Below are 14,570 nucleotides of genomic sequence, written 5' to 3'. Positions count from 1 at the left end.
ATCGGTCTGTCCCCGGACAGGCGGTCAGGCTGACGTCGATGTCGGATGAATTGATGGCACAGGCTCGAACCGGCGAGGACGGCGCTCCGCCGAAACGCCCGCGGGGGACCCTGCGCGCGTGGCGCAAGCGCGTCCGGCGCCTGCTCCGCAGCCCGGCGACCATGGCGGTCGGCGGCAGCGCGATCTATCGCGGCCTGCGTCTCGTCCATGCGACCCAGAGGGAAGCCACCGGCTCGACCGACTGGCGGTCCCGGCTGACCGCCGAGCATCCGGCCATCGTCGGCCTGTGGCACGGGCAGCATCTCCTGGCGCCGTTCTTCCGGCCGGCCGAACTGCCCTATGTCGCGCTCCTGTCGCGCAATGCAGACGCGGAGATGAACGCTGCCGTGGTCGCGCGCTTCGGCATCGAGACGGTGCGCGGCTCGGGCGGACGCGCCGGGCCGGTGCGGGCCCAGAAGGGCGGGGCCAAGGCGCTGATCGCGCTGCGCCGCTATCTCGCCCGCGGATTCGGCGTCTGCATGATCGCCGACGTGCCGAAGGGCGTGCCGCGCGACGCGGGGCTCGGCATCGTCACGCTGGCGCGGATTTCCGGCCGGCCGGTCCTGCCGTCGGCGGCGGTCACCAGCCGGCGCTACGTCGTCGAGAGTTCCTGGGACAAGACGACGGTGCCGCTGCCCTTCGGCCGCATTGCGGTGGTGGTCGGCGATCCGATCCATGTGGCGGCCGATGCCGACGCGGAGGAGATGGAGGCCAAGCGCCGCGAGATCACGCTGGCGATCGAGGCGGCGAATGTCGCGGCCGAGCGGCTTGTCGGGAGGGTTGCGTGAGCGATTTCCTGGCACGCGCCGCACTCGCCTCCTATCGGGCGGCGGGCACGCTCGTCTATCCGCTGCTCGGCCCCTATGTCGGCTACCGCACCTCGCGGGGCAAGGAAGACCCCTTGCGGCGCCGCGAACGCTACGGCCATGCCAGCGTCGAGCGCCCGGCCGGTCCGCTGGTCTGGGTGCATGCGGCGAGCGTCGGTGAAAGCGCCGCGGTCACGCCGCTGGTGCGGGCGATCGCGGCCGACGGCATCTCCGTCCTGATGACCACCGGCACGATGACCTCGGCGACGCTGGTCGCCGAACGGCTCGGCGACTGCGTCATCCACCAATATGTGCCGCTGGATCTCGGCCCCTCCATCCACCGCTTCCTCGACCATTGGTGCCCGGACGTGGCGATCGTGGCGGAGAGCGAGATCTGGCCGACGACGCTGATGGAGCTGAACCGGCGGCGCATCCCGCAGGTGCTGGTCAATGCGCGCCTGTCGGACCGGTCCTTCAAGCGCTGGAAGTCGGCGCCGTGGCTGGCCGAGGCGCTGATGGAAACACTGGCGCATGTGGTCGCCCAGTCGGATGTGGACGGCGAGCGCTTCCATCTCCTGGGCGCGCGGGCGGTCTCGGTGGCGGGCAATCTGAAGGCCGATACCGCTCCACCGCCAAGCCCCGGCGCGGCGCTGGACGAGATGATCGCGGCGCTGGGCGCGCGCCCACGCTGGGCGGCGCTCTCCACCCATGCCGGCGAGGAGACGCTGGCCGGCGAGGTGCACCGCAAGCTGGCCGCAAGCCATCCCGGCCTTCTGAGCATCATCGTGCCGCGCCACACGACGCGCGGCGACGAGATCGAGGCCGAACTGACCGGCGCCGGCCTCAAGGTCGCGCGGCGGAGCCGCGGCGACCTTCCCGATGCGGACACCGATATCCTGCTCGGCGACACGATGGGCGAGATGGGGCTCTATCTGCGGCTCACCGACATCGCCTTTCTCGGCAAGTCGGTGACCGGCGAGGGCGGCCAGAACCCGCTCGAGGCAGCGATGCTGGGCACCGCGATCCTGTCGGGCCGCTATGTCCAGAACTTCCGCGACGCCTATCAGCGGCTGTTGAAGAATGGCGGCGCCAAGATCGTGCGCGACAGCGACACGCTGGCGGCCTGCCTTGCGCAGATCCTCGACGATCCCGCCGCGCTCGCCCGCATGAAGCGCGCCTCGGCGACGACGGTAGAGGAGATGCGCGGCGCGCTGCCGCGGACCATGCAGGCGCTGCAGCCGTTCCTGCATCCGCTGAAGCTGTCGGTGGGCCTCGACCGCTGCAACCGTCCGGCGGCGCCGCGATGATGCGGGCCGAGACGCCGCCCTTCTGGTGGCGGCCGAAAGCCTGGCAGAGCCTGATGCTGGCACCGGCGGCGGCGGTCTACGGGCGCGTGGCCCGGCGCAATCTGGAGCACGGCGAGCGCGCCGATGTCGGGGTGCCGGTACTGTGCGTCGGAAACTTTACCGTCGGGGGAGGCGGCAAGACGCCGACCGCCATGGCGCTCGGGCGCGCCGCGCTCGCCGAGGGGCTGCGCCCCGGCTTCGTGTCGCGCGGCCACGGGCGGGCCAGCCGCGGCGCGGTGCTGGTCGATCCGGCGCATCACAGCGCGGCCGAGGTCGGCGACGAGCCGCTGCTCCTGGCGAGCGTCGCGCCGACCTGCGTCGCGGTGAACCGCCGGCAGGCCGCGCAAAAGCTGCTCGCCGAGCGCGGCGTCGACTTCATCATCATGGATGACGGCTTCCAGAGCGCCCGGCTGGCGATCGACTTCGCGCTGATCGCGGTGGATGCGCGGCGCGGTCTCGGCAATGGCGCCGTGGTGCCGGCCGGGCCGGTGCGCGCGCCGCTTATCGACCAGATCCGCTTTGCCGACGCACTATTGGTGATCGGCGAAGGCGACGCCGGCGACGCCGTCATCCGGCAGACGGCGCGGGGCAACAAGCCGATCTTCGAGGCGGCGCTGGAGCCGGAGAACGGCGCCCGCTTTGCCGGGCTGCGGGTGCTGGCCTTCGCCGGCATCGCCGATCCGGCGAAATTCTACGCCAGCCTGACCGCGCTCGGCGCCGAGATCGTCGAGACCCGCGACTTTCCCGACCACCATGTCTTTTCCAGCGACGATATGGACGATCTGTCGGCCTCGGCCTGGCGCGAAGGCCTGCAGATGGTGACGACGCGCAAGGATGCGGTGCGGCTGGCGACCGGATCCGCCGCCATGCAGCTGTTCCTGAAGGAATGCGAGGTGCTCGACGTGGCGCTCGGCTTTGCGCCGCAGAGCCTCGGCGCCCGCATCATCCGCGACACGCGGCGCGCCTTCCGCCGCCGCAAATTCGGCTGACCGGCGGGAGCTGCCCGTCTCAGCCCTTGCCGGCGACTTCCTTTTCGCGGCGGAACGAGGCCTCGCCGTCGACATAGGCTTCCTGGCGCTCGACGCTCCAGTAGCGCAACAGGTCGAGCGGGATCGCCTCCCCGGTCACGGCGCAGCGCACATAGGCGCCGGGCCGCACGACCTGAAAATCGGGCGTGCCGTAGCGCAGCTTCGCCTCGCCGCCATTCTCCATGCGGTTCATGGATGTCTCCGCTGTCGGTGGACCGGCATCGCCAGCCGGTCGGTCGGCTTCTGACTAACGCCGGGCCGGGGAGCCGTCAAATGGCACCGCGCCGCGCTCAGCGGCGACCGAACATCTTCTCGATGTCGGCGAGCTTCAGCTCGATGAAGGTCGGCCGGCCGTGATTGCACTGGCCCGAACCGGGCGTCGCCTCCATGTCGCGCAGGAGCGCGTTCATCTCTTCCGGCTTCATCAACCGTCCCGAGCGCACCGAGCCGTGGCAGGCGATGGTCGCGGCGACATGGTCGATGCGGCCGCGCACGGCGTCGGCGGTGCCGGCCTCGGCGAGTTCGTCGGCGAGATCGCGCACCAGGCGCTGGCAATCGACGCTGCCGAGGATGGCCGGCGTCTCGCGCACGGCCACCGCGCCGGGACCGAAGCGCTCGATGCCGAGGCCGAGGCGGGCGAAGGTCTCCGCCTGCTCGGCGAGGCGATCGACGTCGTCCTCGGGCAGATCGACGATCTCCGGGATCAGCAGCAGCTGCGAGGCAAGCGGGCGGCCATGCAGGGCCGTCTTCAGCGCCTCGTAGACGAGACGCTCATGGGCGGCGTGCTGGTCGACGATGACGATGCCGTCCTCGGTCTCCGACACGATGAAATTCCGATGAAACTGCGCCTTTGCCGCGCCGAGGGGGTGGTCGGCCCCGTTCGCCCCGTCCTCGGTGGGCTCGGTGTCCGCGGCAGCGGAGGCGACGGGCGCCGTCGTGGCAACGGAGCCTGCGTCAGGCCCGCGGTCGAGGGTCGCGGCATCGGCGCCCATATCGAGGGGCCGGTAGGGCGAGGCCTCGGCGGCATAGGCGGCCTGGCGCGGCGCGGCGAAGCCGCCTGGCGCGAAGCCGTCGAAACGGCGCGGGGCGGGCGTCACCGGTGCCGGCTCGGCCGGGGCGGCGCCCCGGAAGCGGGCCATCAGACCGGAGGCGTTGGTGGTCGCCGAACGCAGGCCGGCTTCGTTGAAGGCCTGGCGCAGCGAGCCGACGATCAGGCCGCGCACCAGCCCGGGATCGCGGAACCGCACATCGGCCTTGGCCGGATGGACATTGACGTCGACAAGGGCCGGGTCGAGGTCGAGAAACAGGACCGCGACGGGATGGCGGTCGCGGGCCAGAACGTCGGCATAGGCGCCGCGCAGGGCCGAATGCAGCGTCTTGTCGCGGACCGGGCGGCCATTGACGTAGAAGAATTGCTGCTGGCCGTTGCCGCGATTGTAGGTCGGGATGCCGGCAAAGCCGCGCAGCCGCACGTCCTCGCGCATGGCGTCGACGGGGATGGCATTGTCGGCGAAGTCCGGGGTCAAGACGTCGGCGATGCGCGGCAGCGGTGCGTCGCCGGGCACCGCCTCGAACACCGTCGTCGTGCGATCGGGGCCGGACAGCTCGAAGCGGACGCCCGGAAAGGCGATGGCGATGCGCCGGACGATCTCGGTGATGGCGCCGGATTCGGCCCGGTCGCTCTTCAGGAATTTCAGCCGGGCGGGCACGGCGTGGAAGAGATCGCGAACCTCGATCACCGTGCCGCGCGACAGGGCGGTGGGGCGCAGCTCGGACGGACGCCCCGCCTCGACGCAGATCTCGTAGGCTTCGTCGCTGCCGGCGGCCCGCGACTTCAGGCTGAGCCGGCCGACCGAGCCGATCGAGGGCAGGGCCTCGCCGCGAAAGCCGAGGGTGCCGATGGCGTCGAGGCCGCCGGCGAGCTTGGAGGTGCAGTGACGGCGGACCGCCAGCGGCATCTCGGCGGCCGGAATGCCGCAGCCGTCGTCGCTGATGCGGATGAGGTTCTTGCCGCCGCCGGCCGTGGCGATCTCGATGCGCCTTGCGCCGGCGTCGAGGGCGTTCTCGACCAGTTCCTTGACGACACTGGCCGGCCGCTCGACGACTTCGCCGGCGGCGATCTGGTCGATCAGGGCATCGGAGAGCTGCTGGATGGGCATGGGACACGGGCCCGGTTCGCGGTCAAGGGGGCGCGGAGCATCGCCGCGCGCCTGCCGTTCTTACCGGCTCGCCGGGGCCGCAGCAAACCGGTCCGGTGCCACGCCTGTGGACGGCGCGGCAATCAGAGCCGCTCCTCGAGGATGACGAACACCGAGCGCGGCTGGACGATCAGCCCGTCCGCCGCGTCGATGCGCCGGGGTTCGAGATGCGGCCAGTCCGACTGGAGATGCAGGCAATAGGCGTGGTCGGCGCGCGGCGGTGGCAGCGTGACCGCGATGTCGGCGTCGCCGGCATTGAGATAGATCACCGCCCGCTCGCTCTCGATGTCGTCGGCGCCGCGCGGCGCATAGACCGACATGCCGAGGAAGCGCCTTTCCGGGTCGGACCAGTCGCCGGGCTCCATCGGGGCGCCATCCTCGCGCAGCCAGACGACGTCCTCGACGTCGCCGCCCTCGACCGGGCGGCCGGTGAGGAAGCGATCGGCATTCAGCGCCGGATGGGCACGGCGCAGTTGCGACAGCCGGGCGACGAAGGCGGCGAGATCCGTATCGGCCCGTGCCCAGTCGAGCCAGGTGATCTCGTTGTCCTGGGCATAGCCATTGTTGTTGCCGCCCTGGCTGCGGCCGAATTCGTCGCCGGCCACCAGCATCGGCGTGCCGCGCGCGACCATCAGCGTCGCCAGCATGGCGCGGATGTCCTTGCCGCGCGCCTCGATGACCGCAGGATCGTCGGTGTCGCCCTCGACGCCGTTGTTCCAGGAGTGGTTGTCGTTGTGGCCGTCGCGATTGCCCTCGCAATTGGCGGCGTTGTGCTTGTCGGCATAGGCGGCGATGTCGGCGAGCGAGAAGCCGTCATGGGCGGCGATGAAATTGACGCCGCTCGACGGACGGCGGCCGTCGCGGTCGTAGAGATCGGCCGAGCCGGCGAGGCGCGTCGCCAGCGCCCCGACCATGCCGGCATCGCCGCGCCAGAAGCGGCGGACATCGTCGCGGAACTTGTCCTGCCATTCGAACCAGGGCCTGGGAAACCGGCCGACCTGATAGCCGCCGGGGCCGATGTCCCAGGGTTCGGCGACATGGATGCGGTGCTTCAGGACGGGATCGGCGGCGAGCATGCGGAAGAAGGGCGCGTCGGTGGAGAAGCCGTCGTCCAGCCGTCCCATCACCGGGGCGAGATCGTAGCGGAAGCCGTCGAGGCCGGTCGCCTCGACCCAGGTCCGCAGCACGTCGATGCACAGCCGCGCCACCGGTTCGCGGTGGGTGGCGAGGGTATTGCCGGTGCCGGTGTCGTTGACGAGCAGGCCCGGCTCGTCCTCGGCATGGCGGTAGTAGAGGAGATTGTCGAGGCCGCGATAGCAGACCGTCGGCCCGTCCTCGTCGCCCTCGCCGGAATGGTTCAGCACCACGTCGAGCAGCACCTTGATGCCGCGCGCATGGAGCGCATCGACCACCCGGCGGATCTCGGGAAAGCCGCCCGGCGCAAGCCGCGGGTCGGGCGCCATGTGGGTGATCGGGTTGTAGCCCCAGGCATTGGTCAGGCCGTGTGCCGAAAGGTGGCCCTCGTCGATCCAGGCGGCGAGGGGCATCAGTTCGACGGTCTCGACGCCGAGCTTTTCCATGTGGTCGAGGAAGACCGGTTCGGCGAGGGCGGCGACGGTGCCGCGGATTTCGGCCGGGACATCGGGATGGCGCTGGGAATAGGCGCGGACCAGCACCTCGTAGGTCAGGCCGGGGGCGGCGAATGGTAGGGGCGCGGCATTGCGATCGAGCGCGGTGACGAGCGCCCGCGGCATGTAGGGCGCGCTGTCGAGCTGGCGCTCGGGCGGCGCTGCCAGCACCGGATGATAGAGGAAGGGGCGGTCGAGCTGCACCGCATAGGGATCGGCGAGGAGCTTGGACGGATCGAAGCGATGGCCGTCCATCGGTCGGTAGGGGCCAAGCGCACGAAGGCCGTAGCGGGCGCCGGCCGCCAGCCCCGGCACGAAGCCGTAATGGCGACCGTCCTTTTCGCCGGGCAGGACGAGCCGCGCGGTTTCCCGCGTGCCGGTCGCGTCGAAGAGGCAGAGCTGGATGGCGTCGGCATTTTCGGAATGGACGGCGAAATGGACGCCGTCGCCGTCGCCGTCGAGCGTCGCGCCGAGCGCGGCGGGCCTGCCGCGCTCGGCCGTGATTGCGTAGGTCATGCAGTCCCTGCGGTCAGGTGATGACGTCCGGTGCCGTGCGGCCGGTGCGCTTGCCGATCTCGCCGATCGCCGAGGCCGTATCGATGAGCTCGGCCAGCGCCTGTTCGGGGGCAATGTCGTGGCGGGTGCGGTCGGGCTCGTAGCGCTCGATATAGACGCGCAGGGTGGCGCCCTTGGTGCCGGTGCCCGACAGGCGGTAGACGATGCGCGAGCCGCCGGAGAAGACGATCCGCACGCCCTGGCCGGTGGCGACCGAGCCGTCGACCGGGTCCTTGTAGGAAAAATCGTCGGCCTCGGAGACGACCAGCGTGCCGAAGCGCTGGCCGGCCATCGAGGCGAGCCGGTCGTGCAGCGAACCCATCAGGCCCTCGGCCGCCTTGGCGTCGACCTCCTCATAGTCGTGGCGCTGGTAGTAATTGCGCCCGAACTCGGCCCAGTGGCTCTCCAGGATCGCCTGCACGCTCTCGCGGCGCACGGCCAGGATGTTGAGCCACAGGAGCACCGCCCACAGGCCGTCCTTCTCGCGGACATGGTCGGAGCCGGTGCCGGCGCTCTCCTCGCCGCAGATCGTCACCTTGCCGGCATCGAGCAGCGTGCCGAAGAACTTCCAGCCGGTGGGCGTCTCGTACATGCCGATGCCGCGCTTGGCGGCGACCCTGTCGGCGGCCTGGCTGGTCGGCATGGAGCGGGCGATGCCGGCAATGCCGTCCTTGTAGGCCGGCGCCAGATGGGCGTTGGCGGCCAAGACCGCGAGCGAATCCGAGGGCGAAACGACGATGCCCTTGCCGACGATCAGGTTGCGGTCGCCGTCGCCGTCGGAAGCCGCGCCAAAATCCGGTCCGTTGGGGGCCATGAGCTGGTTGATCAGCGTCGCGGCGTGGACGGCGTTGGGATCGGGATGTCCGCCACCGAAATCCTCCAGCGGCTCGCCATTGATCACCGTGCCGAGCGGGGCACCGAGCCGGTTCTCCAGTATTTCCCTAGCATAGGGGCCGGTCACGGCGTGCATGGCGTCGAAGCGTAGGGTGAAGCCGGAGGCGATCAGGTCGCGGATCTGGCCGAAATCGAACAGTTTCTCCATCAGCGCGGCATAGTCGGCGACCGGGTCGATGACCTCGACCACCATGTCGCCGAGCTTTGTCTCGCCGAGTTCGGCAAGGCTCGGCGCGTCGCCGGACCAGATGCGGTACTGCGACATCGTCCGTGTGCGCTCGAAGATCGCGGAGGTGATCTTCTCTGGCGCCGGGCCGCCATTGGCGACATTGTACTTGATGCCGAAATCGCCCTTCGGGCCGCCGGGATTGTGGCTGGCCGACAGGATGATGCCGCCGGCCGCCTTGCGGATGCGGATCAGGTTGGAGGCGGCCGGCGTCGACAGGATGCCGCCGCGGCCGACCACGACGCGGCCATAGCCGTTGCCGGCGGCCATGCGGATCGCGGTCTGGATCACCTCGCGATTGTAGAAGCGGCCGTCGCCGCCGATCACCAGGGTCTCGCCGTCATGGCTGTCGGCGGCGTCGAAGATCGCCTGGATGAAATTCTCGGCGTAATTGGCCTGGCGGAAGTGCGGAACGCTCTTGCGCAGGCCCGAGGTGCCGGGCTTCTGGTCGTTGAAGGGCTTGGTGGCGATCGTCTCGATCATGGCCGCTGGTCTCCGATAAGATCGCGGAAGAGTTGGGCGTAGTGCCCGGCGCTGCTGCGCCAGGATACGTCGGATTGCATCGCGCTGAGCTGTAGCTGGCGCCAGGCGGCCGGGTCGGCATACAGCCGCTGCATCCGGTCGACGGCGTCGATGAGGTCGTCGCGCGTGGGCGGCGCGAAGATGAAGCCGGTGGCAACGCCGGCGGTGATGGCGGCGTGGTTGGCGTCGATCACCGTGTCGGCGAGGCCGCCGACCTTGGCGACCACCGGAATGCAGCCATAGCGCAGGCCGTAGAGCTGGGTGAGGCCGCAGGGCTCGAAGCGCGACGGCACGAGGATCGCGTCGGCGCCGGCCTGCACCCGGTGGGACAGGGCCTCGTCATAGCCGATGCGCACGCCGATCTTGTTCGGATGCCGGGTATGGGCGGCCTGGAAACTGCCCTCGATCATCGGCTCGCCGGAGCCGACCACGACCATGCGCACGCCGCGTTCGACGAGGTCGTCGCAGGCGTCGGCGACGAGGTCGAGGCCCTTCTGCCAGGTCAGGCGGCTGACGACGGCGACGATCGGGCCGTCCTCATGGGCAAGGCCGAATTCGGTTTCCAGCGCGCGCTTGTTGCGCTGGCGTGCCTTGGGCGAGCGGGCGCTGTAATGATGCGGGATGTCGGGATCGGTCTTGGGGTTCCAGACCTCGGTGTCGATGCCGTTGACGATGCCGACCAGCCGTTCGCCGCGCCCGCGCAGGAGGCCGTCGAGCCCCATGCCGCCGCCCGGCGTCAGGATCTCCTCGGCATAGGTCGGGCTGACGGTGGTGACCGCGTCGGCGGCGTGCAGGCCGCCCTTCAGATAGCCAACATTGCCGTAATATTCGACGCCCTCGATCGACCAGGCGGATGGCGGCAGGCCAAGGCGCGGGAAGATCTGGTAGGGGAAATTGCCCTGGAAGGCGAGGTTGTGGATGGTCACCACGGTGCGCGGCCGCGGCTTGCCGGACACCGCCAGATAGACCGGCGTCAGCGCCGCCTGCCAGTCATGGGCATGGACGATCGCCGGTGCGAAGCCGGGGATCGCACCCTGGCCGATCTCGGCGCCGGCCTTCGACAGCGCCGCGAAGCGGGCCCAGTTGTCGGCGTGGTCGTGGCCTGCGCTCGACACATAGGGACCGCCGGTCCGGTCGAAGAGATGCGGCGCGTCGAGGACGAGAAGGTCGAGCCCGCCGGCGGTCGCCGCAAGGACACGCGCCGGCCCGCCGAAGAGATCGTCGAAACGGCAGGCGATGTCGGCGTTGTCGATCTGCCGCATGACATCGGGATAGCCCGGCATCAGCGTGCGCACGGCAAAATCGTGGGCCGCCAGCGAGGCGGGAAGCGCCCCCGCCACGTCCGCCAGCCCGCCGGTCTTGATCAGCGGGAAGACTTCCGAGGCGACGGAGAGCACGCCAGTGGTCATCAGTAGGTGAGCCTGTCGATCATCGGCTTGGTGACGAGGCAGATGCCGTTCGCCGTGCGGCGGAACCGCTTGGCGTCGAGCTCGGGATCCTCGCCGATCACCAGGCCGTCGGGGATTTCCACGCCGCGGTCGAGCACCGCCCTGGTGATGCGGGCGTGGCGGCCGATACGGCACTGGGGCAGCACGACCGCGTGGTCGAGCATGGAATAGGAGCGCTGGCGCACCCCGGTGAACAGCAGCGAGCGATGCAGCTGGCCGCCGGAGATGATGCAGTCGCCCGAGACCAGCGAGGAGATCGCCGAACCCCGGCGGCCGTCCTCGTCATGGACGAACTTGGCCGGCGGCACCACGTCGGCATAGGTCCAGATCGGCCAGTCGCGGTCGTAGATGTCGAGCGGCGGGATGATGTCGGTCAGGTCGATATTGGCCTGCCAGTAGGCATCCACCGTGCCGACGTCGCGCCAGTAGGCCTCGTCGTCCGGCTCGTTCTCCGAGCGCACCACCGACAGGTTGAAGCGATGGGCGACGGCGCGGCCGTGCTTGACGATATGCGGGATGATGTTCTTGCCGAAGTCGCGGCTCGAGCCCGGATCGGCGGCGTCGCGGCGCAGCTGGTCCATCAGGAAGTTGGTCTCGAAGACATAGATGCCCATCGAGGCCAGCGCCGTGTCGGGACGACCCGGAATGGCGGGGGGATCGGCCGGCTTCTCGACGAAATCGGTGATGTTGTAGTTCTCGTCGACATGCATGACGCCGAAGGCGACAGCCTCCATGCGCGGCACTTCGAGGCAGCCGACCGTCACGTCCGCACCCGAATCCACATGCTGCTGGAGCATGATCTCGTAGTCCATCTTGTAGACGTGGTCGCCGGCCAGGATGACGATGTAGCGCGGCGCGTAGGATTCGATGATGTCGATGTTCTGGTACACGGCGTCGGCGGTGCCGGCGTACCACTGGTCCTCGGACACGCGCTGGCTGGCCGGCAGGATGTCGAAGCTCTCGTTGCGGCCCGGCCGCAGGAAGTTCCAGCCGTTCTGCAGGTGCCGGATCAGGCTGTGGGCCTTGTACTGGGTGGCGACGCCGATGCGGCGGATACCGGAATTGATGGCGTTGGAGAGCGCGAAGTCGATGATCCGCGTCTTGCCGCCGAAGAAGACGGCCGGCTTGGCGCGGCTGTCGGTCATCTCCATCAGCCGACTGCCGCGTCCGCCGGCCAGTACGTAGGCCATCGTCTCGCGGGCCAGCGGTCCGGCGCGTCTGTTCTCTGCCATGAACTCCTCCCTGGATCATCCATGGGGCAGACGGCTCTCCGGATGGCCGGCTGACTGGCCCCCGGCACCCGAACGTTCCTCCCCCACACGTGACGAACATAGCGCAGACGCGGCCCGACGCCATGCCGGATCGCGATCAATCGCCTCTGGCGACGGGAATCAGGCGTCCGGACCGGCCTTCCAGATGTCGCGGGCATATTCGCGGATCGAACGGTCGGAGGAGAACCAGCCCATGCGCGCGGTGTTGCGCACGGCCTTGGCCTGCCACTCGTCCTGGTCCTGCCAGAGCGCGTCCAGACGGCGCTGGGTGTCCCAATAGGCCTGGAAGTCGGCGCAGGTCATCCACCAGTCGTTGTTGTAGAGGTTGGAGACCAGGTTGTGGTAGCGCGCCGGGTCCTCCGGCGAGAAGACGCCCGAGGAAATGGCGTCCAGCGCCTCGCGCAGCAGCGGCAGCTCGGCGATGATCGAGCGGCCGCTATGGGCCTCGCGCCGCCGCTGGGCGACTTCCTCGGCGGTCAGGCCGAAGATGAAGATGTTGTCCTCTCCGACATGCTCCAGCATCTCGACATTGGCGCCGTCGAGGGTGCCGATGGTCAGCGCGCCGTTCATGGCGAACTTCATGTTGCCGGTGCCGGACGCCTCGAGGCCGGCCGTCGAGATCTGTTCCGACAGGTCGGCCGCTGGCATGATGATCTCGGCCAGGCTGACATTGTAGTTCGGGATGAACACCACCTTCAGGAGGTCGCGGACCGCCGGATCGCTGTTGATCGTGCGGGCGACGTCGTTGGCGAGGTGGATGATCTCCTTGGCCTGGGCGTAGCTCGGCGCCGCCTTGCCAGCGAAGATCTTGACCCGCGGCGACCAGTCGCGCTCGGGATGCGAGCGGATCTGGTCGTAGAGGGCGATCGCCTCGATGATGTTCAGGAACTGGCGCTTGTATTCGTGGATGCGCTTGACCTGGATGTCGAAGATCGCGCCCGGATCGACCTGCGTCGCCATGCGCTCGCCGATGAGATTGGAGAGCTGCTCCTTGTTGCGGCGCTTGACCGCCGCGAAGCGCTCGCGGAAGGCGGCATCGTCGGCCAGCGGATCGAGATCGGCGATCTTCTCGATATCGTCGAGGAAGGCCGGGCCGATCGCATCGGTCACGAGTTCGGTGAGGCCGGGATTGGCCTGCATGATCCAGCGGCGCGGGGTAACGCCATTGGTCTTGTTCTCGATCCGGTCGGGATAGAGCAGGTGGAGATGGTGAAACACCGTCTCCTTCATCAGTTCGGTATGCAGGGCCGAGACGCCGTTGACGGCATGGCTGCCGACGAAGGCGAGCTGGCCCATGCGCACGCGCCGGCCATTGCCCTCGTCGATCAGCGAGATCGCGGCGATCCGGGAATCGTCGAAGCCCTTTTCCTGCGCCGCCTCGCGGATGACGCCGGCATTGATGGCGTAGATGATCTGCATCTGGCGCGGCAGGAGCCGCTCGAACAGATGGATCGGCCAGTGCTCCAGCGCCTCGGGCAGCAGCGTGTGGTTGGTGTAGGAGAAGGTGTTGCGGGTGATCTCCCAGGCCTCGGCCCATTCATGGCCGTGCACGTCGATCAGGAGCCGCATCAGCTCGGCGACCGAGACCGCCGGATGGGTGTCGTTGAGCTGGATCGAGAACTTGTCGGCGAGGTTCGACAGATTCTCGTTGGCGTGGAGATGGCGCCGGATGATGTCCTGCAGCGAGGCGGAGGAGAAGAAGTATTCCTGCCGCAGGCGCAGTTCCTGGCCGGCCTGGTGCGAATCGGCCGGATAGAGGATGCGGGTGATCGCCTCGGCCTTGTTGGATTCGACCAGGGCGCCGATGTGATCGCCGGAATTGAAGGCGTCGAGCAGGATCGGGTCGAGCGGCTGGGCGCTCCACAGGCGCAGCGTGTTCACGCGGCGTCCGCGCCAGCCGACGATCGGCGTGTCGTAGGCGACGGCCAGGACGCGCTCGGCCGGGCGCCAGACCTGCCGGGCCGGGCGGCCGGGCTCCTGGATGGTGGTCACCTTGCCGCCGAAGCCGATCTCATAGGCGAGCTCGCGGCGCTCGAACTCCCACGGATTGCCATGGGCGAGCCAGGTTTCGGGCAGCTCCACCTGTGCACCGTCGGCGATTTCCTGGCGGAAGAAGCCGTGGACGTAGCGGATGCCGTAGCCGAAGCCGGGAATGTCGGTGGAGGCCATCGACTCCATGAAGCAGGCGGCGAGGCGGCCGAGGCCGCCATTGCCGAGCGCGGCGTCGGGCTCCAGCAGTTCGACGAGATCGAGATCGACGCCATAGCGCGACAGCGCCTCGCGGATCGGCTCGGTCAGGTTGAGATTGTTGATCGCATCGCGCAGCAGGCGGCCGATCAGGAATTCCATCGACAGGTAGCAGACGCGCTTCTCGCCGCTGGTCTTGGCGCGTTGGGAAGATTCCATCCACTGGTCGATGATCCGGTCGCGGATGACCAGCGTCGTCGCCTCGAGCCAGTCGTAGCGCCGCGCCTCGGCCGGGGTCTTGCCGACGGCGTAGGTCAGCTTCTCGACGATCTGCCGGGCCAGCGTCTCCGGATCGTTCTTGCGGGGTGCAGGTGTCGGGGCACCGGTTCCGTCCAGGGCGGAATCGACCTCGTTCGTCATGT

At 69.2% G+C, this 14,570-nt stretch carries 10 protein-coding genes; 3 read left to right on the top strand and 7 right to left on the bottom strand.

Features of this window, described 5'->3' with window-relative positions; all coding sequences use genetic code 11:
* Nucleotides 1-53 precede the first annotated feature (53 nt).
* From N7I30_RS06690 to lpxK, 3 genes are read left to right on the top strand one after another with little or no spacing between them, the layout of a single operon-like run.
* A complete protein-coding gene (locus N7I30_RS06690) occupies nt 54-827 on the top strand; it encodes a lysophospholipid acyltransferase family protein (protein WP_498637613.1) in 774 nt (257 codons plus the stop codon).
* Nucleotides 824-2,152: a lipid IV(A) 3-deoxy-D-manno-octulosonic acid transferase gene (gene waaA, locus N7I30_RS06685; RefSeq protein WP_498637611.1), complete on the top strand. Its 1,329-nt coding sequence runs from the start codon at nt 824-826 to the stop codon at nt 2,150-2,152. Before N7I30_RS06690 ends, waaA begins: the two co-directional genes overlap by 4 nt.
* Nucleotides 2,152-3,180 carry a tetraacyldisaccharide 4'-kinase gene (gene lpxK / locus N7I30_RS06680; RefSeq protein ID WP_498637837.1) on the top strand — a complete coding sequence of 343 codons (1,029 nt, stop codon included), beginning with the start codon at nt 2,152-2,154 and terminating at the stop codon, nt 3,178-3,180. The genes waaA and lpxK overlap by 1 nt, the downstream gene beginning before the upstream one ends.
* Nucleotides 3,181-3,199: 19 nt before the next feature.
* On the opposite strand, the gene N7I30_RS06675 is transcribed toward lpxK, so the two are convergent.
* The 7 genes from N7I30_RS06675 to N7I30_RS06645 all read right to left on the bottom strand — a co-directional run bounded on the left by N7I30_RS06675 (nt 3,200) and on the right by N7I30_RS06645 (nt 14,568).
* Nucleotides 3,200-3,412, bottom strand: coding sequence for a DUF2093 domain-containing protein (locus N7I30_RS06675; protein ID WP_040325093.1), 213 nt, complete (start codon nt 3,410-3,412; stop codon nt 3,200-3,202).
* 97 nt (nt 3,413-3,509) lie between these two features.
* A complete protein-coding gene (gene mutL / locus N7I30_RS06670; protein WP_498637609.1) occupies nt 3,510-5,378 on the bottom strand; it encodes a DNA mismatch repair endonuclease MutL in 1,869 nt (622 codons plus the stop codon).
* A gap of 122 nt (nt 5,379-5,500) precedes the next feature.
* Nucleotides 5,501-7,561 carry a glycogen debranching protein GlgX gene (gene glgX / locus N7I30_RS06665; protein ID WP_498637607.1) on the bottom strand — a complete coding sequence of 687 codons (2,061 nt, stop codon included), beginning with the start codon at nt 7,559-7,561 and terminating at the stop codon, nt 5,501-5,503.
* Nucleotides 7,562-7,574: 13 nt separating this feature from the next.
* Nucleotides 7,575-9,203 carry an alpha-D-glucose phosphate-specific phosphoglucomutase gene (locus N7I30_RS06660; protein WP_498637605.1) on the bottom strand — a complete coding sequence of 543 codons (1,629 nt, stop codon included), beginning with the start codon at nt 9,201-9,203 and terminating at the stop codon, nt 7,575-7,577.
* Nucleotides 9,200-10,651 carry a glycogen synthase GlgA gene (gene glgA, locus N7I30_RS06655; RefSeq protein ID WP_024349237.1) on the bottom strand — a complete coding sequence of 484 codons (1,452 nt, stop codon included), beginning with the start codon at nt 10,649-10,651 and terminating at the stop codon, nt 9,200-9,202. The genes N7I30_RS06660 and glgA overlap by 4 nt, the downstream gene beginning before the upstream one ends.
* On the bottom strand, nt 10,651-11,922 hold the full coding sequence (gene glgC / locus N7I30_RS06650) for a glucose-1-phosphate adenylyltransferase (RefSeq protein ID WP_009208321.1): 1,272 nt from the start codon (nt 11,920-11,922) through the stop codon (nt 10,651-10,653). Before glgC ends, glgA begins: the two co-directional genes overlap by 1 nt.
* A gap of 159 nt (nt 11,923-12,081) precedes the next feature.
* Nucleotides 12,082-14,568 (bottom strand): glycogen/starch/alpha-glucan phosphorylase, encoded by a 2,487-nt coding sequence (locus N7I30_RS06645; RefSeq protein WP_188075144.1) that lies wholly within the window; start codon nt 14,566-14,568, stop codon nt 12,082-12,084.
* Nucleotides 14,569-14,570 lie beyond the last annotated feature (2 nt).

Source organism: Aurantimonas litoralis, assembly GCF_026153195.1.
Taxonomy (GTDB): Bacteria; Pseudomonadota; Alphaproteobacteria; order Rhizobiales; family Rhizobiaceae; genus Aurantimonas; species Aurantimonas coralicida.
Note: the sequence above shows the minus strand (reverse complement) of the source record. Positions and strands in the feature narration are given on the sequence as shown.

Coding starts and splice junctions, on each gene's coding strand:
- mutL (WP_498637609.1), bottom strand. CDS start 5,378: ATGCCCATCCAGCAGCTCTCCGATGCCCTGATCGACCAGATCGCCGCC.
- N7I30_RS06690 (WP_498637613.1), top strand. CDS start 54: ATGGCACAGGCTCGAACCGGCGAGGACGGCGCTCCGCCGAAACGCCCG.
- N7I30_RS06645 (WP_188075144.1), bottom strand. CDS start 14,568: ATGACGAACGAGGTCGATTCCGCCCTGGACGGAACCGGTGCCCCGACA.
- N7I30_RS06660 (WP_498637605.1), bottom strand. CDS start 9,203: ATGATCGAGACGATCGCCACCAAGCCCTTCAACGACCAGAAGCCCGGC.
- glgX (WP_498637607.1), bottom strand. CDS start 7,561: ATGACCTACGCAATCACGGCCGAGCGCGGCAGGCCCGCCGCGCTCGGC.
- lpxK (WP_498637837.1), top strand. CDS start 2,152: ATGCGGGCCGAGACGCCGCCCTTCTGGTGGCGGCCGAAAGCCTGGCAG.
- glgC (WP_009208321.1), bottom strand. CDS start 11,922: ATGGCAGAGAACAGACGCGCCGGACCGCTGGCCCGCGAGACGATGGCC.
- N7I30_RS06675 (WP_040325093.1), bottom strand. CDS start 3,412: ATGAACCGCATGGAGAATGGCGGCGAGGCGAAGCTGCGCTACGGCACG.
- glgA (WP_024349237.1), bottom strand. CDS start 10,651: ATGACCACTGGCGTGCTCTCCGTCGCCTCGGAAGTCTTCCCGCTGATC.